This window comes from Paenibacillus sp. B-A-8 (genome assembly GCF_048572915.1).
Lineage (GTDB): Bacteria > Bacillota > Bacilli > Paenibacillales > Paenibacillaceae > Paenibacillus_AQ.
On the sequence record NZ_CP183882.1, the window covers coordinates 4,916,938 to 4,943,029 of the forward strand.

The window sequence follows — 26,092 nt, forward strand, 5'->3', positions numbered from 1 at the left end:
CTATTCCAAGCCGTGTCGGCGTTTAGCCGCAATCAGCGTATTGCTCATCAGCATTGTAATGGTCATCGGACCAACCCCACCCGGAACAGGTGTGATGTATCCGGCAACTTCTTTTGCACTATCATAATCAACGTCACCCGCAAGCTTACCGTTATCCAAACGGTTCATACCGACATCAATGACAACAGCACCCGGTTTCACATACGAAGCATCAATGAAATTAGCGCGTCCGATCGCTACAACCAGTATATCTGCTTGGCGGCTAATTTCTTGCATATTAGCTGTACGGGAGTGACACATCGTTACAGTAGCATTCTCACGTTGCAGCAACAAAGATACCGGCTTGCCTACGATATTACTGCGGCCAATGACCACAGCATGTTTGCCTGCCATACCTGTTCCTGTACGTTTGATTAGTTCAATTACACCAGCAGGTGTACAAGGAAGCAGACTGTCTGCACCAATCACTAGGTTACCTACATTTACAGGGTGGAAGCCGTCAACGTCTTTCTCCACAGAGATTGCATCAATAACGGCTTTTTCCTCAATATGCTTAGGCAACGGAAGCTGAACCAGAATCCCATCAATATCATCGCGTCCATTAAGCTGCGCTACGAGAGCCAGCAATTCTTCCTGAGTAGTAGACTCATCCAGTTTATGCACTTCCGAATGGAAACCAAGGCTGATGCAGGATTTTTCCTTGTTACGAACATAAACCTGTGACCCTGGATCTTCACCTACTAGAATTACTGCCAGACCGGGCTTCACGCCGCGTTTCGCCAGTTCAGCAACCTCCTGGGCAATACCAATACGAATTTCCTCAGATACTTGTTTACCACTGATGATTGCTGCTGTCATGATAGTCTCTCCCCTTTTATATACTTTACTATTGTACAAGCATAAACGCCTTCGACGTCCTTATTAGGACGATAAGCGTTTAAGCGAGAAATATAAGACATAAAGAATAGATACAAACTCAAACTTTCTTACTTTTTTTAATATTAAGAATGGTCAGCTTTAATTGTATCGATCTCTTGAATCATCTTCCCAAGCACACCGTTTACAAACTTACCGGAATCATCCGTTCCAAAATGCTTGGCCAAATCAATAGCCTCATTCACAGCAACCTTCGCCGGAACATCATTCGCGAACACCATTTCATAAGCCGCAAGACGTAAAATCTGACGATCGACACGTGACAAACGGCTCATCTGCCAGCCCTTCAAGTAATGCTCAAGCATATCGTCAATCGCAACTTTGTGCTCCCATACTCCGTTTACATGCTCCACCACATAGTGCTTGAGCTGAATCTCGTCCGTAATTACACGCTCGGTTTCATTCTCCTCTGAAGCTTCCTCCAGCAGCATTTCTACGGCATCCGCGCTTTCTACATCGTTCATTTCCATCTGATACAGGCTTTGGACAATAATCTCTCTCGCTATACGTCTTTTCATGTGTTCCTCCTAAAATCTTATATCGCATTAACATGTTTACTTAAACTTCTACAACGTCGGGCAACCATAGATAGAACTTCACACCTCTAGTGTGATAATCATTCAAACTTTTAATTGCTTCGCCTACAATTATTTTAAGCCCAAATTCTTCGACTTCTATCCCTAATCCTTAGAGGATTATTGTCCGTTAATGATAAATTTCTTAATTAAAAAAACCGCAAAGCCTTTCTTCCTGGCGCATTGGACAACACAAACTTACGGCTTCCTGCTCCGGGAAAAAGACTATCGCGGTTCATTTGAAGGGACGCCAGCGTCCGGACAGACGCGTGATCAGCTCCTGCCACTGAAACAGGGGAGCTTCTGCGTTATCCTTTCTTTTGCCGAGCGTATATCCGATGAACACTACCAGTGCAAAGAACAACATATCCCAAAAACCGCAAATTAAATAGATCAAACCTAGACCAATGCCGAAAGTCACTCCGGCGATTCTACCCCCGTGACTTTCCCATACTTCTTTCCAAGACATAAGGGAAACTCACCTCTATTCCACTCGACTTTTGAAGCTTGGAGACTGCGTGAGGTTAGCAATGTACACAGACACATCTGCAACCGGAATACCGGTTGTCTCCTGCACAAAATCATGCACCTGACGTTGCACTTCTGTGGTTAATAGCGGCAATGAATGTTCACCATCCACTACTGCGCGAATTGTAATTTCAAGGCCAGCCTGAGAAACGCGAATACGCGATTTGAGATCTCTGATTCCCTTCACTTTACCGGCAGCCTTCAGACTCAGATTCTCAATGGTCTCCACTGAAATCTGGATATCCCCATACTCTGTACGCTGATCAACAGAAGGTAAAGAAGCACGATCACGACGCAAAGAGATGTAGAAAAATCGGATGCTCAGAAGGAACAAGACAACTGCTACCACAATTGCAGTAATATAAGCTGCTGGTCCATTCTCAATCTCCAAAGTTTTAGGAATAGCACCGCTCAAGAGGAGGATGGCAATAACAGATAATATTCCGATACTTAAGCTGTAGACAAACAGCAAAAGTCTGTCCAAAATTTTTGCCACGAGTCTCATAACCTCCTTAAATTAGAGTAAACCCTCGACTTTGCTGTCGGGGGTTTATGGAAGAACGACGACTGTTATTTCACGCGAAGAACAGTTTCAGCTTCCTCGTTCTTGTCTACAGTGTTGTTGTTCTTGAATTGTACATCATGAATATGCACATTCACTTCCACAACAGTCAGACCAGTCATAGTCTCGATGGAACGCTTAACATTACGCTGAATTTCAGCAGCCACTTCAGGAAGACGGTTACCATATTCAATGATTACAGAAACATCCACTGCAGCTTCGCGTTGTCCAACCTCTACTTTAACTCCTTTGGACAAGTTCTTACGTCCGAGAAGCTCAACAATACCACCGGCGAAACCACCGCTCATGCCTGCTACACCTTTAACCTCAACGGTCGCTAAACCTGCGATCACCTCGATCACTTCAGGAGCAATCTGGATCTCACCGATTTCTGTCCGTTCGTATTCTGTCGGCAATGTACTCATTTTAGACTTCACACCTTTCAACAAAGATTCTCATAAATTCAAGCGTAAAGCACGTCTCTTATTAAACATACTATATCATTTGACGAACTTTATGACAAACAAAGCGAAGTCGTCCTAAATTTCATGCTCTTCCAGAAACTTGATGTCAAAATTGCCATCCAGAAACACTGGATGCTCCAACAGTTTCTGATGGAAAGGGATCGTTGTGTGGATTCCCTCCACCGCAAATTCAGCCAAGGCGCGCTTCATCTTTGCAATCGCTTCCTGACGTGTAGGTGCCCATACAATCAGCTTTGCAATCATAGAATCATAGAAAGGGGAAATCGTATACCCAGGGTAAGCCCCGCTGTCTACACGAACACCGAGACCTCCAGGCGGCAAATAAAAGCCAATTTTACCTGGTGAAGGCATAAAATTACGCTCTGGATCTTCCGCATTGATACGGCATTCAATCGACCAACCATTAATTACGATATCTTCCTGTGTAAAAGACAAAGGATTTCCTTCTGCAACAGAGATCATTTCCTTGATCAGATCCACACCCGTAACCATTTCAGTTACCGGATGCTCCACCTGGATACGAGTATTCATTTCCATAAAGTAGAACTGTCCATCCGGACCAAGCAGGAATTCAAGTGTTCCCGCTCCCGAATAGTTTACAGCGAGTGCTGCACGAACTGCAGCATTACCCATCGCTTCACGAATATCCGGTGTGAGTACAGAACAAGGAGCCTCTTCAATCAGCTTTTGGCGACGACGCTGTACGGAACAATCGCGTTCACCTAAATGCACTACATTACCATGCTTATCTGCAATAATTTGAATTTCTACGTGCTTCATACCTGTGAGGTACTTTTCCAGATATACGCCAGCGTTACCGAACGCCTTTTGCGCTTCCTGTTGTGCAGCAGTGATCTGCTTCACCAATGATTCCTCGTCCTCAGCAATCCGAATGCCCTTACCCCCGCCACCTGCGGTAGCCTTAATGATAATCGGGTATCCGATATCACGGCCCAGCATGACGGCTTCCTCAACATCACCTACGAGGCCATCTGAGCCCGGGATGATCGGAACGCCAGCCAGCTTCATGGTTTCCTTCGCCACAGCTTTATCCCCCATACGGTTGATTGCATCTGGAGATGGCCCAATGAAGATAATATTGCAAGATTCACAAATCTCTGCAAAATCTGCATTTTCAGCTAAAAATCCATAACCAGGATGGATGGCATCACATTCTGTTAAGGTGGCTACACTCATAATATTTGTAAAGTTCAGATAGCTGTCCTTGGACGGCATCGGACCGATGCAGTAAGCTTCATCAGCCAACCGGACATGCAGTGAATCCCGGTCGGGTTCCGAATAGACCGCGACGGTGGAAATGCCCAGTTCTCGGCAGGCCCTAATAATGCGGACCGCGATTTCGCCGCGGTTGGCAATCAACACTTTTTGAATGTTCATGCGTTTCCTCCCAAAGTTTTGCGAAGCTTCCGCTCCATAAGTAATCTGCGGTATTTATTCCGGTTTAACCAGGAATAGTGGTTGACCGTATTCTACAAGCTGACCATTCTCGGCCAGTACGGACACGATTTCACCTTTAATCTCCGCTTCCAGTTCATTCATCAGCTTCATCGCTTCGATAATGCATACCGTAGTTTTCTCACCAACACGGTCTCCAACATTAACAAACGATGGCATTTCCGGAGAAGCGGCACTATAAAACGTTCCCACCATTGGAGATACAATTTTATGTAGTTTGCCTTCTGCGACGGCTTGTGGCTGCTGCGCTGGAGGAACCTCACTGATTACTGGATAAGGCACTTGCTGCACGCTCTGCGGCTGCGGGGCAGGCGTAAAGGGATAGGCATTATAAGGAGTCGCCTGTACTGCTGTTCCATCAGCTTCAGGGCGATCCGGTTTGCGAATTGCAAGCTTCATTCCTTCGCTTTCGATCTCCAACTCATGTACAGAGGAGGTCTGGTCCAGCAATTTAATTAATTCCTTAATTTCGCTCAACTTGAACATACATTAGTTCACTCCTTCAGCTTTCTCTCGAAGCCACTTCTTAAGCGGACAAGATAACTTTATGTATTATATCATAAACACTAGAAATGGAAAGAGCCCGGGAGAACCCGAGCTCTTTCGTCATTTTTCCTAGAATTTCACGTCTTATTATTTCTCGGAAACGTATTGAACACTAACTTTATCCTGAGACACACTCAGTTCCTTCATCACGAGATCAACGATACTAACCGCTTGTTTCACATCCAGCTTGTCACTGAGTACGACTACTTTATAGCTGTCTCCAGCTTCTTCCTTCACGATGGCTTCTCCATATTTTTGTTGAAGCTGTTCTTCGATGCCCGTAATTTTAGATTCTTTTTCTTCAAGGTTAAGGAGTTGTTCTTGAGCAACTGCGTTGTCAGCAGGCGTCTTCTCCATATCGTTAATCAAAGCGAGTAAGTCTTGTTGGCTCTTTAGGTTCTTTTGCTCACGTTCATACAGGTAGTTAGTGAACATGCTGCTCGCCGATACACTTTGTGAGGCTACTTCATCCAGGATTTCTTTATCATTCTTAGCAGGGGTTTTGGATGTTGTAGTAGCCGCTGTATCCTTAGCTGCCGTATCCTTAGTTACTGTATCCTTAGCTGCTGTGTCCTTAGTTGCTGTGTCAGAAGTTTTACTGGAGTCTTTTGCAGCAGTGTCCGTCGAAGCTTTCTCAGAGTTACCGCTGTCTGCTGCAGCTTTACTGCTATCATCCTTAACCGCTGTAGTTGCACTGTCATCAGTAGTTGCAGTAGCTGCACTATCGTCAGTGGCTGTAGCGTTATCTACAACGCCTCCATCAGCAACAACATCTCCTTGACTGACCACTTCGTTCACAACGATACCTTTGTCGCCAACCGTTGGTAATGCTGCGTTTGCTGTATCTTTTTTCAAGGAGTCTACCTGCATAGTTCCTGCTGTGTCTTTTGGAACCGATGCACCTGAATCTTCAGTAAATAAATAGTATGCCGAGAGTACAACCATCAAACTGAGCATAGAAACCAACCATATTGTTTGTCTTTTGCCGTTCATTCTTTATTCCTCCTAAAATTTAATCTAGTGGCTGCTTCGGAAGCACTCACTTCTTGACTTTCTCCTGCTACTCTTGTTTGCGTGGTACTACTGAAATGCGCTGAATCGGTACATTCAAGCCTTTCTCAATAGCCTGCTCTATGAGTCCACGGACAACCTTGTTCTCTGCCCCTTTGGCAACTACCAGCACACCACGGACCTGAGGCTTAATCCGCTTCGTCACAATAGGTGTCTCATCGCCCGATTGCGAGTAAGTTACGATTTCGCCATCCCTTGTATATTGTGTCGTGTGACGTTTACCACCACTGGCATCCGTCTCCTCACTAAGTTGCTGGGAGTCGTTCATATTGCGCACCACAACAATTTCTTCTGTTGACTCCACGGTAACCATGATATCGACTGTACCGACACCGACGATTTTCTCCAAAATCTCCTTCATTCGATTCTCCATCGCCAGTTCAATGCTGTCGAACGAATTGGATGTTGTTGGATCACTCTGAACCAGCGCCGTTTGGGAGGACTGATTCAGCGGCGGCTCACGCCCTGTATTCTCGTTATCAATCTTCTTCACATTGACGAAGGAATTAAACAGCATTATCGCTGCGCCCAGCAGGCCTAAGATGATCAGCCAGCGAAAAGTATGACTTCTCTTCGGACTGCCAGCCCCGCCCCCAGCCCATTGCTCCAGCTTTTTCAGCCAATTGCCCACGCTTATCCCTCCTAAAATTGTTAGTTTAGAAGCTGCAGACTCATAACTTGACGTTATTCACAACGCCGCCATCCACTTGGATTACTTTGGGATCCAAATCCCATTTTTGTTCCAATAGCTTTACGATGGATTCCGTTTCACTTGAAGTTTTGTTATCTTCTGATACATTTCCGTTTACTGCTTTGGGTTCATCTGCTGATGCTGATCCATTCTCTGGATTTGCACCGATTTTCACTTCAACAGGCTCTACTGGAGCGATAGCAATTGGTGGAGCAGCCGCTGTGCTGGAGGTTCCGGAAACCCCTATGGGATTACCTGTCGCCGAGGACATCGAGACCTTCACTGCGGAGATAACAGGAATATCCTCGTTACCAGAACCGCCGGATTTCGCCATACTGAGCGTTACAGCGACGTTAACCCCGCGTTTGCCGGTCTCGCTGATAATTTGCTCCCTCATTTGTTCAGCAACCTCTTCAGCCGCCAGCTTGAGGCTTTGATCCTGACGCCCCTGCGCAAGCTTTTGCCCATCAGCCAGAATCTTTTCCAAAGAAGGATCTCCGCTTCCCCCTCCTGTGAACAAGCCTCCCTCTTTCTCCTGCCGCCCCATGGCTATACTCAGCTCGGCTATTGCGTCACCTTTAAGGAGAGAAACGATTGGGCTAAGCATGGTAAGTAGGATCAGGAGGCTCAGCACCAGCCTCGCATAACGCTCCATAGATTTACTCGGAAGGAGCAACTCAACGAACGATGCTAACAATACGACAAGAATGATCTCCCGCAGCCATCCTCCTAACCAGCTCATCTTTTCCTCCTTAAAGTTTTGTCAGCATAACCTTCAGTGAAATCACTTCGTACAAAACTCTCTTCGAAAGCACCCGCTAAGTTTTGTCAGCATAGTCACCTCATCATGACAGTTAAATTGCCTGCGGTTAGCATGATCGTGACGGCCATAAAAAACATTAACGATACGGCTGCCAAAGCTGCGAATACGTACACCATGCTTTTTCCGATCGTCTGTAAGCAGACTACAATCGGCGTCTCTCCTAATGGCTGCATTACAGCAGCAGCAACATTGTAGATCAGAGCAAGCACCAGGATTTTGATCGCTGGAAAAGCACATAAGAACAAAATGATAATGACACCGGATAGCCCAATGGCGTTCTTCACTAGAAGTGAAGCGGAGATCACTGTGTCTGTGGCATCCGCGAACATTTTTCCGATGACCGGGACAAAGTTGCCTGTGATATATTTAGCGGCCCGAATCGTAACACCATCTGTCACTGAGCTCGTAATTCCCCTGACTGAAATCACACCGAGGAACACAGTGAGCAGTACGCCTAGCAATCCAGCCCCGATATTTCTTAGCAGATTCGCCAATTGAGTCAGCTTGTATTTCTCCGACAATGCACTTACGAGATGCAGCACAGCAGAGAAGAATAATAGTGGAAAGACAATGGTGTGAATCAGAGTCCCTACGGTATGAATCATAAAAACAATCAGTGGATGTGTGACCGAGACGGTAACGATGTTCCCCATGGAAGCCAGCAAAGCGAACAACAGCGGAATCATGGCCATCATAAAATCAATCATCCGGTCGATAGCATCCTTCGCATAACCGATAGCAACATTGAAGCTGTTCACGGCAATCACTAGCACCACCATATAACAGAGCGTATAAGCCACCTTGCTGACCGTTTTTCGCTCAAAAGCGGTTTGCAGCGTCTCCAGTATCATGCTGAGCACACTGACCATGACAATCGTGACCAGCAGCCTCCCGTTGTACAGCACCTCATGCCACATAAAGCCAAGAAGTCCTGATAACACACTCTGCAAGCTGAGTGCCTTATCCCCCGGAAGCAGCATGTCCATAAGCGAAGGTGTTGCCCCGTCTGGAAAAAAACCTCCGTAATCCTTCATCAGTTGATCCCAGTACGACTCCACCTTATCCGTTGGCAAATTGCTCACCTGACCCTTGACCCACTGGTCTACTGGGGAGGAATTCCCTGATCCAGGTGCTGGAGTTGCTGGAGAAGCTATGGCCACCTGAGCTGTACCTGCAAACCATAGAATGAAGAGAAAGGGGAGCAGCAGCAGTATTATTTTTAATTTTGGAGGACGAAAAACACTGCGCTCTTGCATAACTTCTCCTCCCTAATCGTTGCTTGGCTTAATTCAATCGCTTTAAGCAGGTAGCAGCTTCATGACCGTTTCAATAATGATGCTGATAATAGGTACAGCTAGTACCATAATCAGGACTTTTCCGGCGAGTTCTATTTTGGAAGCAATTGATTCCTGCCCTGCATCGCGCACGATCTGTGCTCCAAATTCAGCGATATAAGAAATCCCTATGATTTTGAACACGGTCTTTAAATAGATCATTTCCATCCCCGATGACTCTGCCACCCGCTCCAGTGTGGACAGAATCATTCCAATCTTGCCGATTAGAAACAGAAAGATCAGAATCCCAGTGGCAGTAGCGAGAAGGAAGGCGAACATCGGTTTTTGTTCCTTCAGTACGAGAATCAATATGGTCGATATCAGCCCTATTCCAACAACTTGAATGATCTCCATAGCACGCCTATTGAAAAAGAAAGATCGTTTTTATTTCCTGCAGCAGTCCGTCCAGCATTCGGATAACCATAAATAGCACGACGACGAACCCGATCACGGTGACCCAATGTGCGAAATCTTCTTTTCCCATCTGTTTAAGCACCGTGTGTATCATGGCGATAATTATGCCAATGCCGGCAATTTGAAAAATCGCATTGACTTCAATATTCATTCCTGGCACCTCGCTAAAAGATCAAAATGACGATCAATGCTCCAAGCAGCAGACCCAGGCTTTTACTCAACTTTTCATATTTGCCTTGATCCTCTCTGGCCACCGACTCCTCCTGCTTCAATTGCTGCAATGCTAACGCGATATGAGTGCTCTGGTTCGACCTATCGCTTGTGCCGAGAGTACAGCTGAGCTGGCGGAAAATCTCTTTTTCTGTCCCCTTCATTGCGGTAGTCTTCCAATGCGTATCCATAGCCCTCTGGATGGCATCCTGGGCACTTCGGTCATGGGGTGGGCTCATCTCTTCAGCTGTTTTAACAAACAACGTCTTGAGCGGCTCCTTAGACTGAATCCCAATACGCCGCATAGCTTCAGGCAATGGGGTAAAGCCGTACATAATTTCTGTCTCTAGCCGCTGTAGCGCTGCTATTAAACCTCTAATATGTCTTGGCCTGTCTGCATATTGTCTCGCAAATTGGAGCCCTGCCAGCGTACCTGCCAGCACAATTAGCACGGCACCGAATAGCTTAAGCATGTAAATCACCGCCTAATCGATCCCCGGGAGAGATAAGCAGCAATCCGCGTTTCTGCCCATCCAGAATACGAAAGGTGAGCCCCGCTTCTGAACGATGCAGAATGACGTATCTCTCGAACATCTTTTGTTCCAATAGACCCCCTAGTCCCGGTCTACGAGCCAGTTCTATTACCTCTTTGCCGTGAGCCGAAGCAACGACTGATATTCCAGCATGCAGCGCTTCGGTTACCGCATCGGCGTCTTCAGGACGACCAATCTCATCCGCGATCAATACATCCGGTGACAAGGACCGAATCATCATCATCATGCCTTCTGCTTTGGGACAACCATCGAGAATATCTGTACGCGGACCGACATCAAAGGCGGGAATTCCGCGTCTGCTTCCGGCAATCTCAGAACGTTCATCGACAATCCCCACCTTCAAACCGGGTCTTCCGCCTTCACGCTTCCCCAAATCTCCTAAAGAGATTTGTCTTGCGATATCGCGAAGAAGTGTTGTCTTACCGTGCTGTGGGGGCGAGAGAATCAAAGTGTGCATCATTCGCTGCCTCCCCTTGTCCAGCAGATAAGGGAGCACCTTATCCGCGATACCGGGAACCTCACGGGCTATGCGGACATTGAAGCTTGTAATGTCTCTTAGGTGCTCAACACCCCCACCACTCAACACCGTCCGACCAGCAAGTCCTATTCGATGGCCGCCCGGAATCGTAATAAATCCCTTTCTCAGCTCTTCTTCCATCGTATATAGTGAATGGTTGCTGATCAGATCTAGCAGTCTATGACTGTCCTCCCGATCCGGCCTATAGGCTTCTTCCGGTCTTTGTGTTAAGCTGCCATTTGCTCTAAGAAAGTGATATTTACCTGAATAGTTAATCTCCAGCGGACGACCTTCACGGACCCGAATCTCTTCCACCATTCCAAGTAGCGGAAGGGGAAGGCACTTTAACAGTGCTCTTACTTTTTCAGGAAACAATTGCAGCCAATCATCTACCATACAAAGTACCCCCAAGTTGTCCTCTATCTAATTGCTTTATTCCATATTTATGCTTGTACGCGCTCAATATGCCTATCATCTATCATTTTTTTAGAATCCCGATTAAGAGAAAGGCTACACCGCAGCCCACCCAGCCCAGTTTGCTCCAGGACAACTGCTGAGCCATTCCTGTAAGTCCGATCGCTGTCGTCAATATCAAGATCGTTGGTCCTACCAAAGCCAGTCCAGAATTGACTGCGAGTGCCTTATCTACTTGATTCAATCGCAGCATAATTAGCGCAGCTATAATCTCCGCACTACCTGAGAACATTCGAAGAATTGCCATCCAACTTACATACTTGTCCAATCCACTCCACTCCTAACTTTTACAAATTCAAACCAAATGATATCGAGGGCTTGTTTGTCTTTCTCTTATCCATGGATATGCGATAATTACTCACTTTAGACAAGGAGAAATGACAGATTTGCAAGTCCCGCTGTGAAAGAGTTCATAGTACGCCCCTATATAAATAAATATAATCAGTACGATAAAATTATTTTTTACGAACACTTCCATCTGTGGTATCCTTGTTAATTGGAAATATAGTGGGTTTATATTTTCAAAAAGAGCAGACTATAAAGACATTAGAAAAAGAGGGGATTTGTGTCATGCAAGTTCGAAGTTACGGGTTATCGCCATCTATGCGTACCGTAGTCAGACCACTTAAGGAAGTAGCTATTATTATTTTTTCAGCCTTTTTAATTGCAAGCGGGATGCGATTGTTTCTAATTCCTCATCAGCTTTTGAGCGGTGGGGTAGCAGGGGTTGCCTCGGTCGTCGGTTATTTAACGGATCCGAAGTACATCTCCAAGCTTTATTTTGTAATAAACCTTCCTTTAATTGTCTGGGGATTTATTGCAGTGGGAAAAAAATACATCTTACTAAGCTTGCTTTCTGTCGTGGCTACAACCTGGTTCATAACCATTATTCCTGAGGTGCAGTTGACCAAAGACCCCATTCTGGCAAGTATTTTCGGCGGGGTAATTATTGCTGGCGGTGTTGGTTTTTCTCTCCGTACAGGGGGCTCTTCCGGGGGATTTGATATATTAGGCTCGATTATTTCACGTAAACGGGATATTCCGATGGGGAATATTATGTTCTTAATGGATGGTATGGTTATTCTGAGCTTAGGCTTCTTTAAAAGCTGGGACTCCGCTTTGTACGCTATGCTCTGTATTTTTGTGAAGAGTAGAGTAGTCGATATGATCCATATTCGCCATGTGAAACTGACCTGCTTCATCGTTACTAAAGAACGGGAGAAGATGTTAAATCGTCTTAGAGAGTTGCCCCATGGCATCACTGTCGTCGATGCAGAAGGTGGATACAGTCATGAAGGAAATACCATGCTTATGACGGTAACGACTCGATATGAGCTTGCTGAGCTGCGAAAGACTATAATTAATACGGACCCAAGTGCTTTCGTTAATGTACTAGAAACTGTTGAGATTCAGGGCAGATTCAGACGATTAGGTTAATTTCAGGGACTTACCTCCCATGTTGGTATATAAATGAAAAGGAACGCTGCAGATTAACTGCAGCGTTCCTTTTCATTTATATAGGTTGCTATTTGTTTATTTTTTGCTAGCGGAAATATACCAGTCGTTCACTTCCTTAGTAATTTCATCACCGCCAGATTTCTTCCAGTTGGCCACCATCGTATCGAATTCTTCGATAGGGGATTGGCCATAAATGATCTTGGAGTACGTTTGAAGTACCAATTTCTTCAACAGCTCATTTTTGGATTTCATGGTTTCGGTCAGAGGCCCTTGGAAGTAATTCTTCATACGAATATCCTTCTGCTCCAAGACGATCTTCATGGCTTCAATATTCTCCGGTTTACGAACCGCAGCCGTTGCAATCTCATACGGTGTTTCAGGCGTACCACCGTTTGCCAGTTTATTCATCGTCTCTGCGTACAATCCCGGCTCACGAGCACCGTCAAAAGTAAGAGAGTAGTAGATCGGTTCAACTAAATGTGTCCGGTCGCCATAGCCTGGGAATAGATCCGGATATTTCGCTGGGTCCTTAACTACAGTACCATCTGCTTGCTTGGCATAATCATAACCTTCAGCAAAACCATTTTCGAAAATGCCGCCCTTTTGCGGATTTGCCCAGTTATCGAATAAGAAGTTATAATAACGCAGCAATGCTTCTTGATGCTTCGAATCCTTATTGATCAGCATCCATCCGTTAACAGACGGGTTACCACTTTGTGTACCAATTTTGCCATCAGGACCTGCAGGAATAGCATAAGCTTTGTATTTTGCACCAGGTACGTTGTTCAGCAGATCCCCAAACGGCCAGTCAGGAAGCCAGTTGCGGCCTACAATTGCACCGGCTTGACCTTTAGTGAATTGTTCGTAACCACCATTTTCATCGACTAGACCTGCATCTTTAGTGATATAACCTTTTTCCATCCACGTCTTTAGTGTAGAAAGTGCTTGCTTCGCACCTGGATCGATCGAACCGTAGCTCAGCGTACCATCTGCATCTTTGTTCCATTGTTCTGGCATTGTGCCGAAATCACCGAACAACCAGCTGATGTCAGCAATCCAGTTTAATCTGGGGAATAACATCGCTGGCTCATTTACGTTACCGGCGGCACATTGTATTCGATTTTTCGCATACATTTGGCTCGTTTACGTTACCGGCGGCACATTGTATTCGATTTTTCGCATACATTTGGCTCGTTTACGTTACCAGCGGCACATTGTATTCGGTTTTTCGCATACATTTGGCTCGTTTATGTTACCGGCGGCACATTGTATTCGATTTTTCGCATACATTTGGCTCGTTTACGTTACCAGCGGCACATTGTATTCGGTTTTTCGCATACATTTGTCCGTAGGCTCGGCTAAAACATGCATTTCGGAGGATATAACGTCCGCTCGGTTTTTAGAATCTGACGGATGACTCCTCGTTTATTCCATGTCTCCTGCTTCTTTACGTTCACCCCTCCTTCCTCTTTCTTCGGAGTTATCCACATTTTTTTGTATTGTATAATTTCCTAAACAATAAAAAAAGATGCTTACAGCCATTTAGCTGTAAGCATCCTTTTTATTTACTTAGCAGCTCTTATCGGCGATCCTTAGGACCTCCGACGAAAGCCTGCTCTGTAGTATCAAGATTGTAGGCGGTATGAAGCGCCTGAATGATTGAAGGCAAATTGCCAGATTCAATGACGCAAGAAACTTTGATCTCAGACGTACTTACCATCTTGATGCTCACACCTTCTTGGGAGAGTACATCAAACATTTGAGCCGCAACCCCTGGATGGCTGACCATACCCGCACCAACGATGGACACCTTCACCAGGTTATCCTCAGACGTAACTTCACGGTAAGGCAACGTTTTATGAATTTGTTTAATTACTTCTTTCGCGCGATCCAGCTCATCAAGAGAGACCGTAAATGAGAAGTCAGCCTGCTCATTTTGCACACCGCTTTGTACAATAATGTCAACGTTAACGCCCTCTTCAGCCAATTTGCCGAAGACTTGAGCAAGCACGCCCGGAACATCAGGCACTCCTAGAATACTTACACGTGCTACGTTCTTGTCATACGCAATACCACTTACTACGACTCCTTGCTCCATGCTTGCTTCCTCCTTCACAACGGTACCTTCATTATGATTAAAGCTCGATCTGACGACCAGCTTAACTTGATGACGCTTAGCGTACTCCACTGCACGTGGATGTAGTACAGCTGCTCCCAGATTGGCAAGCTCTAGCATTTCATCGTAAGAAATTTCCTTCAGCTTACGCGCTGTCTTCACGATACGTGGATCTGTGGAATAGATACCATCAACATCGGTATAAATCTCGCATACATCTGCTTGAATCGCAGCAGCCAATGCTACAGCTGTTGTGTCCGAACCTCCACGTCCTAATGTGGTGATCTCACCTTCCACAGTCATTCCCTGAAAGCCTGCAACGATCACGATCTGTTCACGTTCCAAAGACGCTAATACACGACGTGGGTCAATTTCATTGATACGAGCTCTGCCGTGAGTTTCGTCTGTCCGGAATCCAGCCTGCCATCCTGTATAAGAAACTGCATTCCGCCCGATCCCATGCAGGGCAATGGATAATAGAGCGACGGAGATTTGTTCACCTGTCGTCATCAGCATATCCATTTCACGTGCGGGCGGCTGCCCGTTTAATTGCTTCGCCGTATCGATCAAATCATCTGTTGTATCCCCCATTGCAGATACAACCACAACGCAGCGATGTCCCTCATCTTGCTTGTCTGCGATGCGCTTAGCGACGCGTTTCATACGTTCAGTGTCGCCGACGGAGCTGCCTCCGAATTTCATAACATAAAGTGACAAAGTCCCATTCACTCCCCATATCGGTCTATGTAGTTGCTTCTAATCGGTTTCCCGCTTTAAATCAGTATAATACGAAAACAGTGCCTTGCGTTAATGGTTTCATAAAAAAATTATTAAATTTCCTTACTGGATTAAAAAAAGATAAGATAGCCATCGATCCTTAGGCTGGACTTATTTTACTCATCTTCCAATATTTTAATGCGAGCTTGTTCGACAAACAAGAACCCTAACACCATCGTCCATTCCTTTACATTAAAAAACCTCCACCGTATAAACGGGGAGGTTATTCTAATCATATCTAAGTTATTATTCTGCTGCCTACGCGCGGGAGATATATTTACCTTCACGAGTATCAATGAGCAGGATATCTTCTTCGTTGATAAACAATGGAACCTGTACGCTATGACCAGTTTCAAGCTTGGCCGATTTCGTAGCACCTTGAGCCGTGTTTCCTTTAACGCCAGGCTCAGTTTCAACAACCTTCAACTCTACGCTGGTAGGAAGATTGATTCCGAGAATCTCGCCTTTGTAACTAACGATGTTTACAGTCATGTTCTCTTTAAGGAAATTCAATTCCCATTCCAATTGCTTTTCAGACAATTCGAATTGGTCATAAGTTTCGTTATCCATGAATACATGGTCCGATCCGCTTGCATACAGATATTGTACGCCACGGTTTTCGATAATAGCACGGCCAATTGTTTCACCTGCACGGAATGTACGCTCTACTGTATTACCGTTACGCAAGTTCTTAAGCTTGGAGCGAACGAATGCTGCACCTTTACCTGGCTTAACGTGTTGGAAATCAATAACGGTAAAAATATCTCCTTCTACCTCTACGGTCAAACCTGTCTTAAAATCATTTACTGAAATCACTAAAAATCCCTCCAAAATTCATAATTAATCTAATACATCCCGCTTACTTACAGTACTGTATATTCTTTAGACGAATGGGTCAGCAACGAAATTCCGCTCTCCGTGATCACAATGTCGTCTTCAATACGTACTCCGCCAATTCCTGGCAAATAGATACCAGGCTCTACAGTTACGACCATCCCCGGCTGCATAATATCGTCACTAAGTTTGGACAAACGCGGCCACTCATGAACTTCCATTCCAAGTCCATGACCCGTGCTGTGTCCAAATTGTTCACCATATCCGTAGCTAGCAATGATATCACGTGCCAAGGCATCGCATTCCCGTCCAGTCATACCCGGTTTGATATGTGCTAACGTATGTAGCTGAGCTTCCAGCACAATATCATAAATCTCTTTCAGCTTCGGATCCGGCGCTCCGAGTGCGATGGTTCTTGTCACATCTGAGCAATAGCCATCAAGTAATGCACCGAAATCAAGGGTAATGAATTCATTGCCTTGAATTACACGGCTGCTTGCTACTCCGTGTGGCATGGACGAACGTTCGCCTGAAGCAACAATCGTATCAAACGATGAAGAAGTTGCACCATGGGTACGCATATAAAATTCCATTTCCAAATCAACATCGCGTTCAGTCATGCCCGGCTTGATCACATTCAGAATATGACTGAATGTAGCATCGGCCAGATCTGCCGCACGTTGCATAACGGCAAGCTCTTCCTCATCCTTGAACATACGAAGGTCTTCGACGGCCTTGGAAACTGGGACTAACACTGCCGGCTTAAGTGCTTCTGCATATGAGGTGTACGCGCTGAATGAAACATCATCCTGTTCGAAACCGATACGTACTTCTTTACCAGAAGGCAGAAGCTCGCGTACTGTATCAATGAACTTAGTTGCATGTTCTACAACTTTTACCCCCACTGCTTGGTCCGCGGCCTGTGTCATATACCTGAAGTCAGTCAGCAGATAACAATCATCACTTGTCACCAGTACATAACCGGACGATCCGGTAAATCCACTTAAATAGCGGCGGTTATAACCGCTAGTTATCAACATTGCTTCCAATCCTTGATCCTGCAAAACCTTACGCAGCTTGGAGACACGCTTGTTACCCATTTTCATTCTCCTCTCGAAATAGCCACATTGTATTTTAACATAGGGATATCCCCTTGAGAAGTTTTTTCGCGCCGTTAGGCAAGCGCTGTACTTTGCTCACGCTTCCGTTCGTCCGTATACTCGATCGCTGCTGTATATCCAATGAACATTCCCCATAGTAGAAAAATGCAGAACTCACTAATGACCGTGTTCCACGGCAGCTTGAATGGGGGCTGCATAAGAAACAATTGAGAACCAGGAATAAATATAACCGCCCACCAAAAAATGCCGTAGACCAGCCCTGGCCAAGGTCCCTTCAGCTTGCGCAGAAGCAGTACATACAGTATGGACGCGATCACCGAAAATACGATAAAAAACATGTATCCCACGAAATGTCCGAACGCAGTTGTCAAAAACTCATGTTTATAAAAAGGCTCTGCGATAAAACCAGGACTGACTTTGGTAAAACTGAACCAATAGGTAAGCCAGTGAAGCCCTCCCCAAATCAATCCAGAAAAAAAACCTAATTCGAGTGCAAAAAGCCAAATATTTGTATGCCCCGATTGTTGTTGATGAGATTTGCTCATGAAATTGCCTCGCTTTCTTTATTTTCAATACTGAATTATCTCTCGCTCTCTCTAGAAGATAGTATGTACAGCAAAAGGCGATCCAACTAGTAATGTCATCAAAAATTAGTTACAATGTATTATATAAATCATATTAAATACGAGAAGGTGAATTGGTTGTCCCAGGAAACTCCCAGTTACGGCGGCCAAGCCGTCATTGAAGGTGTCATGTTCGGCGGTAAGCATATCAATGTAACAGCCGTACGACGCAAGAATCAGGAAATCACATTTTTAGAGGTAATCAAAACAGATAAGAGCTGGGTCACGAAACTGCGCAAGATTCCGCTGCTTCGCGGCCTTGTCAGTATTATAGATGCCAGCGCTAAAGGCTCTAAGCACTTGAACTATTCAGCAGAATCCTACGCCGAAGATGAATTGGAACCGGAAGATCTGGAGAAGGAAAAAGCAAAGCCGAAGAAAAAGGATGAGGGCTGGAGCTTAGGAATGATTTTTGGCGTAGCAGTAATGGGTATTCTCTCCTTCTTGTTCGGAAAGCTCATTTTTACGCTCGTACCGGTATTTGTAGAGGATTTTTTATTTAAAAATGTATTTGATAACTACGTACTGCACAACCTCATAGAAGGCGGCATCAAAATGGTTCTCTTGCTGGTCTATTTATGGGCGATTTCTCAAACACCTGTGATCAAGCGACTGTTCCAGTATCACGGTGCAGAACACAAAGTCATCAGTGCCTTTGAAGCAGGCGAAGAACTGACTATTCAGAACGTTCAGAAATACAGCCGTCTGCATTACCGCTGCGGAAGTAGCTTTATGATGCTTACGATTATCCTCGGGGTGATTATTTACTCCGTAGTGCCATGGGATAATCTTTGGGAACGTGTAATCCAGCGGATTATCTTGTTGCCAGTCGTAATTGGTGTATCGTTTGAAGTACTGAAGGGTACCAATGCAGTAAGAGAAGTGCCAGGTCTTAAATATCTGGGTTACCCTGGATTGTGGCTGCAGCTCCTTACAACCAAAGAGCCAAAAGACGATCAGGTAGAAGTATCTATCGCCTCTTTCAACCGTATGCGTGAGCTTGATGCTGCGATTGAAGCAAGAGGGTATACGGAGGAAAGTATGTCCGGTGGCATATTGGATCCTGCGAAAGGATGAGTGATCTATGATCAGGCATGCTTTAATTTTTTGGATTACGGTTACGCTTGCGATTTTCGGTTTTGTGATTGGAGTGTTGACTGCCCCTTTCTTTACGCTGTCGAAGCTGATTCTCCCATTAGTACTGCTCACGATCATTTATTATGCTTACAAGAAAATGGGACCAGGGAAATATGCTCGAAGCAGTAATGGATCTAAGGTTAAAGTGAAGCCTTCTCAGAAGACCATGTCAAAGGTGGCAGGAATTCGCAAGAATCAAGCTGCACCAGGCAAACGCAAAAGCTATCCTTTCCAAGTGATCGAAGGAAGTAAAGGAAAAAATGACGATCAGCTTCCTAAGTATCACTAACTTCATACCAACTCAAAAAAGCATCTCCACGTTTTTAAGTAACGTGCGGGATGCTTTTTTTCTATACGTCGATGCTCGCTCGTTATCTTGGTCGCCACTCCTTAAAGAAATCCTCCCCTGCTTTAAGTCCAGCAGCATACAATTCATCGCTTTGCGCTTTTGTAATTTGAAACTGAGTCGTCCCAATCCCAAGCGTAGGAATTTTTACCGTGCGAACAAATTTATCCCCTTCAATAAACTTCTCATCATGAGCAGAGAGCATGGTAGTTACCATAGCTTGGAGCATACTGAATGGCCCGTTGATTTTATGCGGCTGCGGATCCGTCTTACCTACCGTTTGATAACCTACCGTAGGAATTTTATTCCCTGGTTGTTTGCTACCGTTATTCTTGCCGTCAAATAGCCACAAAGGGAAATTACTCAATAGCCCACCATCCACAACATACACAAATTGCTCGGTAAAGGATTTCCCTCTTGCTGCTTGCCCATTAAGTCTTAGCATGACCGGATCAAAAAAATAAGGAATGCTGCAGCTCATTCGCACTGCCTTAGCCACTTCAAAATGCTCCGGAGAGATCCCATACTGCTCCAAGCCATCTGGCAAGACTAATATCCTTCCATTTGTGATATCGGATGCGATGATGGATAATTTACCGGCAGTCAGATCACGGAAGGTGATGATTCCCTTTTTCAGTAATAATGCTCTTACCCAGGACTCCAGGGCTTCCCCAGAATATAATCCTTTCTTCAATAACACTCGAAGCGCAGGACCAACGATAGCAGTATTGTAAACGGGACCTCGCTTCAGAAACGATGAAAAGGATGTTCCTTGGATGATTCGACACATTTCCTCCCCTTCATAGCCCGCTGCTAGTAAAGCGGCTACAATCGAACCTGAGGAGGTTCCTGCTACTCTTTTAAAAGTCCTGCCTGCCCTTTCTGTAGCTTCCACTGCTCCTGCGAGGGAAATTCCTTTTACGCCTCCTCCTTCAAAAACTGCGTTAATCTCCATACACAAAAATCCCCCGTTTCCATAGATTCTATTGCTTATCTATGAGCACGGGGGAACATTCATGACACCTTATAAATAACAGTTACCTATTAGGACTTAAAATAAAAGGTCAATAAGCTCGACAATCCGAACGGATTGCGGACTACGACGTCATTCGCTCTGAACATAATACTACCTGCAACCTCTTCATACTTCTCATTATATTTGAGCTGATTAATAATTTGATCTCCACTTTGCCATTCTGCCTTTTGATCACTGGCTCCGACCTTATAACCAGCTAACCCGATGTAGAGTTTAACATTCGTATTCTCTACTTCTTTTACCCACCAATCTACTAACTTGTCATAACGCGCTGTGCTAAAGGACAGACTCCAATAAATTTGCGGAGCGACATAATCAATCCAGCCCTGCTTAATCCATGTCCGAACATCCGCATACATGCTGTCATAAGCAGTTACCCCTGCACTAGTGTCCGAACCTGTACTATCATTTTTAATATTCCGCCATACTCCAAAAGGACTGATTCCATAAGAAGCCTTAGGTTTTACCTTATGAATCTGTTCTCCCAACTGACGGACAAATTCATTAATATTATCTCGGCGCCAATCAGCTTTAGAAAGCTTTTTCGAATTATAGGTAGAATAAGCAGCATCATCGGTAAAAGTAACATTGGAAGGATAAAAGTAATCATCCAAATGGACACCGTCGATATCGTAACCTTTAACCACTTCCATCACCGTGTCGATGATATGTTGGCGAGCCTCCGGAATACCTGGATTAATGTATTTCTTACCATCGGCATTCACAATCCATTCTGGATGTTCTTTTGCCACATGGTTACTTGCTAACGTTGAGGTGGAAGCATCTGTCGTTGCACGGAATGGGTTGAACCAAGCATGAAACTGCATGCCGCGGGAATGCGCAGCACTGACCATATAGCTTAGAGGATCATATCCCGGATTCTTCCCTTGTGTACCCGTCAATACCTTAGACCAAGGAACTAAAGTCGATGGATACAGACTGTCTGCTGAAGGTCTAACCTGAACAAACACAGCATTAAAGCCAACGGCCTTTAGCTTGTCTAACAAATTATCAAACTCCTGCTTTTGCTTCGCTTCGTTTCCTGCCGAAGACGTTGAAGGCCAGTCCAGATTGAATACGGTGGAAATCCAAGCCCCCTTCATTTCCTTACTAGTCGATCCACCAGGGATAGTGGGTATCGTTGGCACCGTTGGTACTGTTGGTGTTATTGGTGTCGTTGGTGTTCCTGGATCGACAGATTGTGGGGGTTCCGTGTTGGAGAACAAGGAGATATGCTTATTCACCTGATCCCATAACACCTGCAGTCCCAATTGCTCACTTACAAAACGAATCGGTACCATTACCCGCCCCTGCTTAATCTGCACAGATGTATCCAGCGCTACTGAGGCATCGTTTACCAAAGCATTTTCCTTGCCGCTCGTTAGCTTAAGGACCGTCTCTCCTAGAGTGATCGTTACAGTCTTATTCATTTGATTCCATACTACGCCGGCATTTAATCCATTACTGATCACACTAATGGGCACCATCGTTACATTGGAGGTTGTGATATACGGGGGCACATCACTTACCAGCGCTTCTCCATCCAGTTCAATGGTAATTTGCACCGCTGCCGCGCGTGCACCAGGTGACCATAAAGGCAGAAACAACATAAGTACTAACAAGCTCAACATCCATTTACGATAATTCATAATTCCTCCCCAAATCTAAAAAATATGTATCTAAAAAAAAGAAAAAACGGATAGATCCTTCATGCAAATGAGAGAATGCCTCCTTGAAAAAAGGGGGTCTCTGTCTTTGCAAAAAATATAAGAGGTACCGAATGAAACTCATACCCTCTTATATTTTTAAAAAGGACTGTATCCGTTTTGACGCTAAAAACTGGGAAAGGTTGCACTAAACAAAATAGAAACGGCTATACTATCCACTGATTATGCTCACGAAAGCCTTGCTGCGCATAACTTTTAGGACAGTACCCGTTTCGGGAAAAAACATTTTAGGAATCACTTGTCAGTTCATTGTGAATCGCATATAACGTCTGTATACGTTCTTCGTCACGCCGGAAATATTCTACCAATGTTTCAATACGAGTAATCGAATCCCAACTTAAGTGATGCTCGATTCCTTCAACATCATTATAAATGTATTCCTGCTGTACTCCGATCAATCCGAGGAATTCCTCCAATAGTTGATGACGATCAACCAGACGTTTTCCTACTTTTTTCCCTTTGTTGGTTAGGACAAGCCCACGATATTTCTCATAGATGAGATATTCGTCCTTATCCAGTTTTTGGATCATCTTGGTCACAGAGGAGGGGTGTACTTCCAGTCCCTCGGCAATATCCGAGACCCGCGCATAACCTTTCTCATCTATGAGCTTGTATATGCGCTCCAAATAATCCTCCATGCTGGGTGTTGGCATTAAACTTTACCTCTTTTCTATAATGAGCATGGCGCCGGGCCAAACCTTGCTCTAACAATGATACATGTTTCTAACGCACCTTGGCAAGTCCTTCAAAGGAACTTACAGATGAGTTGCACATGTTTACCATGCTTCTATTGGGGCTGAGTTAGACATAATAAACATACTCGTCATTCAAAAAGGAGCGTGAATTTATGACTATAGTGACGCCAGAGCCCTCTACTGTAAAAAGACCCAGAAAACCTACTGCACTTTTTCTTCCAGAGCTTGTTTTCTTCGAACCGAATGCTTTAAATTACCCTAAAGGTGAAAAAATAATGGAATGGGTAAAGGCTAACAATATCCCATACCGTATGACCACATCACATAATCGTATTATGAATTTCCCTGGTGAAACTGAGGTCGAGCAATATAAAATTGCCAAAAGAACGCTTGTTGTCGGCCTACGCAAAACTTTGAAATTTGACCAATCCAAGCCATCGGCTGATTATGCTATTCCCATTGCCACCGGCTGTATGGGGCACTGCCATTATTGCTATTTGCAGACTACCTTAGGAGCAAAGCCCTACATTCGCGTATATGTAAACACAGGTGACATTATAGATGCTGCCAAAAAATATATTGAGGAGCGCAATCCAGAAATCACCACTTTTGAAGCTGCCTGCACATCAGATCCTTTAGGACTTGAACATATTACCGGTTCTCTGGCAGAACTAATTACATTTATGGCAAAAGAACCCCTTGGCCGTCTGCGCTTTGTGACCAAATACCAACATGTTGAACCACTGCTTGCTTTGGAGCATAACGGACATACCCGAGTTCGCTTCAGCGTCAACGCAGATTATGTAATCAAAAATTTCGAGCCTGCCACCTCCCGCTTTGAGGAGCGTATTGAAGCCGCTGGAAAGGTAGCACGGGCGGGTTATCCACTTGGCTTTATCATTGCTCCAATTATTTGGTATGACGGCTGGCAAGAAGGTTATGCTGAGCTACTGGCCAAGTTAGCCCAGACCCTTCCCCCTGAAATCGGAAAAGGACTAACCTTCGAAATGATTCAGCATCGATTCACCAAAACCGCTAAGACGGTTATAGAGAAGCGCTACCCCAAATCCAAGCTAGAAATGGACATGGAGAAGCGTAAGAAGAAATGGGGACGCTGGGGACAAAATAAATATGTCTATCCAGATGAACAGCAAACCGCCCTGCGAGAGTTTATCACAGAGCGGATATTCGAACATTTTCCAGAAGCAGGAATTGATTATTTCACCTAAAAAATGAGCCACTCTGGTGTGATTCCCTGTAGCCAAACTGTGATCCGAAACATTTGATCTGTAAAGAGCAGAACGCCCATAAATACCATGAGAACGCCACCAATCTTCATCAGCACATTTGAATATTTAAGGATACGTCTGGCTCCTCCAAGAAAGAAGGCTAAGACAAAGAATGGCAATGCGAACCCTATACTATAAGCCGTAATTAACGTAAACCACGTGCCTGGCTCACTTGCAGAAAGTGCGATAATCGCAGTTAAAATCGGTCCAATACATGGAGACCAGCCCGCTGAAAAACCGATCCCAAAAATAAAGGATCCCACATAACCCGCCGGCTTCCATTTTAAATCAAGCTTACGTTCGCGAAGTAGAAATTGCGGCTGAAAGATCCCAAGCAAAAATAATCCCATCACAATAATCAAAATCGCCGATAATTGCCGGATCAGATCACGCTGTCCATTAAAAAATTGTCCAAATAGTCCTGCACCAAATCCTAAGGTGTAAAAAACCGCTGAAAAACCTAAAATAAATGCCAATGTATGGGTTATTGTGCGTATACGGACCTCTTTGGTATTGCTGCCTGACTTCAATTGCTGAACGGATAATCCGGTAATATACGATAAATAAGAGGGATAAAGCGGTAAGCAGCAGGGTGATATAAATGATGCTACCCCTGCTGCTAAGGCTATTCCTGCATTGATATTAGACAAGGTAGCGGCTCTCCTTCCAGCATTCGAATCACTTCAGGGCATACCCTATATTTTATTCGCTGTTTATGCTGGCAAACCCTTTTTACCGATCAAAGTCAACACTAATAGTGATATGAGTAAAAGCACAATGGTTGCACCAGGGGCCAGATTCCAAACTCCTGCAACCACTAGTCCGCCTACAACAGCAATTTCCGAAATGATGACGGATAGAATGACCGAGGATTTAAAGCTTCGAGATAACAATAAGCTGATGGCCACAGGAATGGTCAGTAGAGCTGATACCAGCAAAGATCCAACAATTTTAATCGCAGTACTGATTACAAGCGCCGTCAGAATGGTAATCAACATGTTAAGCAGTTTCACTGGGAGTCCGCTGACACTAGCAGCATCCTCTTCAAAGCTAAGTAAGAAGAACTCCTTAAAGAACAGCGATACTACTACTACAACTGCTATCGTTACGATCCCTACTACGATTAAATCGGTATTGTCTAGCGTATAAATGCTACCGAACAAATAACTCATAACATCTGCATTATAACCTTTTCCTAAAGTGAAAAAGAGTGAGGCTAAAGCCACTCCGCCCGACATAATTATGGCTATCGAGAGCTCTGCATAACTCTTATAAGCCTTGCGCAGCTTCTCTATCGCGAAGGAAGCCACCACTGCAAAAATAAGACCTGCTCCCAGCGGGTAAAATCCTGTCAAAAAACCAAGTGCCACACCGGCAATCGTAACATGAGCCAGCGTATCCCCAATCATAGATAAACGTCTGAGCACAAGAAAAACGCCTATAAGCGGCGCTGTAATACCTATCAGCAGACCGCCTGCAAGCGCCCGCTGAAAAAAATCGCTAAATAGAATCTCCAACTTTAACTCTCCTTCTTTTGGTACCTTTTCGAACCATTCGAGCATTTATAAACCTTATATCCTCTAAAACCTTAGATCCTAAATATATTATCAAATCTTTTTTCGATCCCTCCCAAACCCTCCCTTCCAAGGGAGGGCCCCAAGGGCTCTGCCCTCTGGACACCCGTTCAGTGCAACTAGCGTAGGAGTTGGGAATACCGAACATAGATAGGTCGGGGAA

At 44.8% G+C, this 26,092-nt stretch carries 30 protein-coding genes; 4 read left to right on the forward strand and 26 right to left on the reverse strand.

What is annotated here, in order from left to right; genetic code table 11:
• The 16 genes from folD to ACN6MV_RS22370 all read right to left on the reverse strand — a co-directional run bounded on the left by folD (nt 1) and on the right by ACN6MV_RS22370 (nt 11,464).
• Nucleotides 1–858 carry a bifunctional methylenetetrahydrofolate dehydrogenase/methenyltetrahydrofolate cyclohydrolase FolD gene (gene folD, locus ACN6MV_RS22295; protein WP_042129810.1) on the reverse strand — a complete coding sequence of 286 codons (858 nt, stop codon included), beginning with the start codon at nt 856–858 and terminating at the stop codon, nt 1–3.
• 143 nt (nt 859–1,001) lie between these two features.
• The gene (gene nusB, locus ACN6MV_RS22300; protein ID WP_042129811.1) at nt 1,002–1,454 is read right to left on the reverse strand and encodes a transcription antitermination factor NusB; all 453 of its coding nucleotides are present in this window, start codon (nt 1,452–1,454) and stop codon (nt 1,002–1,004) included.
• A 292-nt stretch (nt 1,455–1,746) separates the two neighbouring features.
• Complete coding sequence (locus ACN6MV_RS22305; RefSeq protein ID WP_042129813.1) at nt 1,747–1,980, reverse strand: DUF2273 domain-containing protein; 234 nt, start codon at nt 1,978–1,980, stop codon at nt 1,747–1,749.
• Between the two features lie 15 nt (nt 1,981–1,995).
• Nucleotides 1,996–2,535: an alkaline shock response membrane anchor protein AmaP gene (gene amaP / locus ACN6MV_RS22310; RefSeq protein WP_042129814.1), complete on the reverse strand. Its 540-nt coding sequence runs from the start codon at nt 2,533–2,535 to the stop codon at nt 1,996–1,998.
• A 74-nt stretch (nt 2,536–2,609) separates the two neighbouring features.
• Complete coding sequence (locus ACN6MV_RS22315) at nt 2,610–3,026, reverse strand: Asp23/Gls24 family envelope stress response protein (RefSeq protein WP_042132343.1); 417 nt, start codon at nt 3,024–3,026, stop codon at nt 2,610–2,612.
• A 114-nt stretch (nt 3,027–3,140) separates the two neighbouring features.
• Nucleotides 3,141–4,484 (reverse strand): acetyl-CoA carboxylase biotin carboxylase subunit, encoded by a 1,344-nt coding sequence (gene accC, locus ACN6MV_RS22320; RefSeq protein WP_341114243.1) that lies wholly within the window; start codon nt 4,482–4,484, stop codon nt 3,141–3,143.
• 54 nt (nt 4,485–4,538) lie between these two features.
• Nucleotides 4,539–5,048 carry an acetyl-CoA carboxylase biotin carboxyl carrier protein gene (accB, locus tag ACN6MV_RS22325; protein ID WP_042129818.1) on the reverse strand — a complete coding sequence of 170 codons (510 nt, stop codon included), beginning with the start codon at nt 5,046–5,048 and terminating at the stop codon, nt 4,539–4,541.
• Nucleotides 5,049–5,195: 147 nt separating this feature from the next.
• A complete protein-coding gene (locus ACN6MV_RS22330) occupies nt 5,196–6,101 on the reverse strand; it encodes a SpoIIIAH-like family protein (protein ID WP_042129821.1) in 906 nt (301 codons plus the stop codon).
• A 67-nt stretch (nt 6,102–6,168) separates the two neighbouring features.
• The gene (spoIIIAG, locus tag ACN6MV_RS22335) at nt 6,169–6,810 is read right to left on the reverse strand and encodes a stage III sporulation protein AG (RefSeq protein WP_042129823.1); all 642 of its coding nucleotides are present in this window, start codon (nt 6,808–6,810) and stop codon (nt 6,169–6,171) included.
• Nucleotides 6,811–6,850: 40 nt separating this feature from the next.
• Nucleotides 6,851–7,612, reverse strand: a complete 762-nt coding sequence (spoIIIAF, locus tag ACN6MV_RS22340; protein WP_341114245.1) for a stage III sporulation protein AF — start codon at nt 7,610–7,612, stop codon at nt 6,851–6,853.
• 95 nt (nt 7,613–7,707) lie between these two features.
• Complete coding sequence (gene spoIIIAE / locus ACN6MV_RS22345; RefSeq protein WP_419884889.1) at nt 7,708–8,949, reverse strand: stage III sporulation protein AE; 1,242 nt, start codon at nt 8,947–8,949, stop codon at nt 7,708–7,710.
• A gap of 42 nt (nt 8,950–8,991) precedes the next feature.
• Nucleotides 8,992–9,381, reverse strand: a complete 390-nt coding sequence (gene spoIIIAD, locus ACN6MV_RS22350; protein WP_042129828.1) for a stage III sporulation protein AD — start codon at nt 9,379–9,381, stop codon at nt 8,992–8,994.
• Nucleotides 9,382–9,388: 7 nt separating this feature from the next.
• Nucleotides 9,389–9,592, reverse strand: coding sequence for a stage III sporulation protein AC (gene spoIIIAC, locus ACN6MV_RS22355; RefSeq protein ID WP_036682849.1), 204 nt, complete (start codon nt 9,590–9,592; stop codon nt 9,389–9,391).
• A 13-nt stretch (nt 9,593–9,605) separates the two neighbouring features.
• Entirely contained in the window at nt 9,606–10,124 is a 519-nt protein-coding gene (gene spoIIIAB, locus ACN6MV_RS22360) for a stage III sporulation protein SpoIIIAB (RefSeq protein ID WP_042129830.1), read from the reverse strand.
• Nucleotides 10,117–11,118 carry a stage III sporulation protein AA gene (gene spoIIIAA, locus ACN6MV_RS22365; protein WP_042129831.1) on the reverse strand — a complete coding sequence of 334 codons (1,002 nt, stop codon included), beginning with the start codon at nt 11,116–11,118 and terminating at the stop codon, nt 10,117–10,119. The genes spoIIIAB and spoIIIAA overlap by 8 nt, the downstream gene beginning before the upstream one ends.
• A gap of 82 nt (nt 11,119–11,200) precedes the next feature.
• A complete protein-coding gene (locus tag ACN6MV_RS22370) occupies nt 11,201–11,464 on the reverse strand; it encodes a YqhV family protein (RefSeq protein WP_375103510.1) in 264 nt (87 codons plus the stop codon).
• 302 nt (nt 11,465–11,766) lie between these two features.
• Between ACN6MV_RS22370 and ACN6MV_RS22375 the strand changes: the two genes are divergently transcribed.
• Nucleotides 11,767–12,633 carry a YitT family protein gene (locus tag ACN6MV_RS22375; protein ID WP_081390085.1) on the forward strand — a complete coding sequence of 289 codons (867 nt, stop codon included), beginning with the start codon at nt 11,767–11,769 and terminating at the stop codon, nt 12,631–12,633.
• A 96-nt stretch (nt 12,634–12,729) separates the two neighbouring features.
• On the opposite strand, the gene ACN6MV_RS22380 is transcribed toward ACN6MV_RS22375, so the two are convergent.
• From ACN6MV_RS22380 to ACN6MV_RS22400, 5 genes are all read right to left on the reverse strand, one after another.
• On the reverse strand, nt 12,730–13,788 hold the full coding sequence (locus ACN6MV_RS22380) for a hypothetical protein (protein WP_197069699.1): 1,059 nt from the start codon (nt 13,786–13,788) through the stop codon (nt 12,730–12,732).
• Between the two features lie 445 nt (nt 13,789–14,233).
• On the reverse strand, nt 14,234–15,487 hold the full coding sequence (locus ACN6MV_RS22385) for an aspartate kinase (protein WP_042129833.1): 1,254 nt from the start codon (nt 15,485–15,487) through the stop codon (nt 14,234–14,236).
• A gap of 318 nt (nt 15,488–15,805) precedes the next feature.
• Nucleotides 15,806–16,363, reverse strand: a complete 558-nt coding sequence (efp, locus tag ACN6MV_RS22390) for an elongation factor P (protein WP_042129835.1) — start codon at nt 16,361–16,363, stop codon at nt 15,806–15,808.
• A gap of 47 nt (nt 16,364–16,410) precedes the next feature.
• On the reverse strand, nt 16,411–17,481 hold the full coding sequence (locus ACN6MV_RS22395; protein ID WP_060622564.1) for a M24 family metallopeptidase: 1,071 nt from the start codon (nt 17,479–17,481) through the stop codon (nt 16,411–16,413).
• A gap of 74 nt (nt 17,482–17,555) precedes the next feature.
• Nucleotides 17,556–18,047 carry a YqhR family membrane protein gene (locus tag ACN6MV_RS22400; RefSeq protein WP_339287471.1) on the reverse strand — a complete coding sequence of 164 codons (492 nt, stop codon included), beginning with the start codon at nt 18,045–18,047 and terminating at the stop codon, nt 17,556–17,558.
• Between the two features lie 207 nt (nt 18,048–18,254).
• Here ACN6MV_RS22400 and ACN6MV_RS22405 point away from each other — a divergent pair, with 207 nt between their 5' ends.
• Both ACN6MV_RS22405 and ACN6MV_RS22410 read left to right on the forward strand, forming a co-directional pair.
• Nucleotides 18,255–19,202 carry a DUF1385 domain-containing protein gene (locus tag ACN6MV_RS22405; RefSeq protein ID WP_419886794.1) on the forward strand — a complete coding sequence of 316 codons (948 nt, stop codon included), beginning with the start codon at nt 18,255–18,257 and terminating at the stop codon, nt 19,200–19,202.
• A gap of 7 nt (nt 19,203–19,209) precedes the next feature.
• Nucleotides 19,210–19,551 carry a hypothetical protein gene (locus tag ACN6MV_RS22410; protein WP_042129842.1) on the forward strand — a complete coding sequence of 114 codons (342 nt, stop codon included), beginning with the start codon at nt 19,210–19,212 and terminating at the stop codon, nt 19,549–19,551.
• Nucleotides 19,552–19,633: 82 nt separating this feature from the next.
• Here the strand turns inward: ACN6MV_RS22410 and ACN6MV_RS22415 are convergent, their stop codons facing one another.
• The 3 genes from ACN6MV_RS22415 to mntR all read right to left on the reverse strand — a co-directional run bounded on the left by ACN6MV_RS22415 (nt 19,634) and on the right by mntR (nt 23,024).
• Nucleotides 19,634–20,563, reverse strand: a complete 930-nt coding sequence (locus tag ACN6MV_RS22415; RefSeq protein ID WP_419884890.1) for a patatin-like phospholipase family protein — start codon at nt 20,561–20,563, stop codon at nt 19,634–19,636.
• 89 nt (nt 20,564–20,652) lie between these two features.
• On the reverse strand, nt 20,653–22,293 hold the full coding sequence (locus tag ACN6MV_RS22420) for a family 10 glycosylhydrolase (protein WP_419884891.1): 1,641 nt from the start codon (nt 22,291–22,293) through the stop codon (nt 20,653–20,655).
• 305 nt (nt 22,294–22,598) lie between these two features.
• A complete protein-coding gene (mntR, locus tag ACN6MV_RS22425) occupies nt 22,599–23,024 on the reverse strand; it encodes a transcriptional regulator MntR (protein ID WP_042129847.1) in 426 nt (141 codons plus the stop codon).
• A gap of 194 nt (nt 23,025–23,218) precedes the next feature.
• Here mntR and splB point away from each other — a divergent pair, with 194 nt between their 5' ends.
• On the forward strand, nt 23,219–24,295 hold the full coding sequence (gene splB / locus ACN6MV_RS22430) for a spore photoproduct lyase (RefSeq protein ID WP_339266333.1): 1,077 nt from the start codon (nt 23,219–23,221) through the stop codon (nt 24,293–24,295).
• Here splB and ACN6MV_RS22435 read toward each other — a convergent pair.
• Both ACN6MV_RS22435 and ACN6MV_RS22440 read right to left on the reverse strand, forming a co-directional pair.
• A complete protein-coding gene (locus ACN6MV_RS22435; protein WP_341052561.1) occupies nt 24,292–25,005 on the reverse strand; it encodes a cytochrome c biogenesis CcdA family protein in 714 nt (237 codons plus the stop codon). The genes splB and ACN6MV_RS22435 overlap by 4 nt on opposite strands.
• A 63-nt stretch (nt 25,006–25,068) precedes the next feature.
• Nucleotides 25,069–25,872 carry a metal ABC transporter permease gene (locus ACN6MV_RS22440; protein WP_042194307.1) on the reverse strand — a complete coding sequence of 268 codons (804 nt, stop codon included), beginning with the start codon at nt 25,870–25,872 and terminating at the stop codon, nt 25,069–25,071.
• Nucleotides 25,873–26,092: the final 220 nt, after the last annotated feature.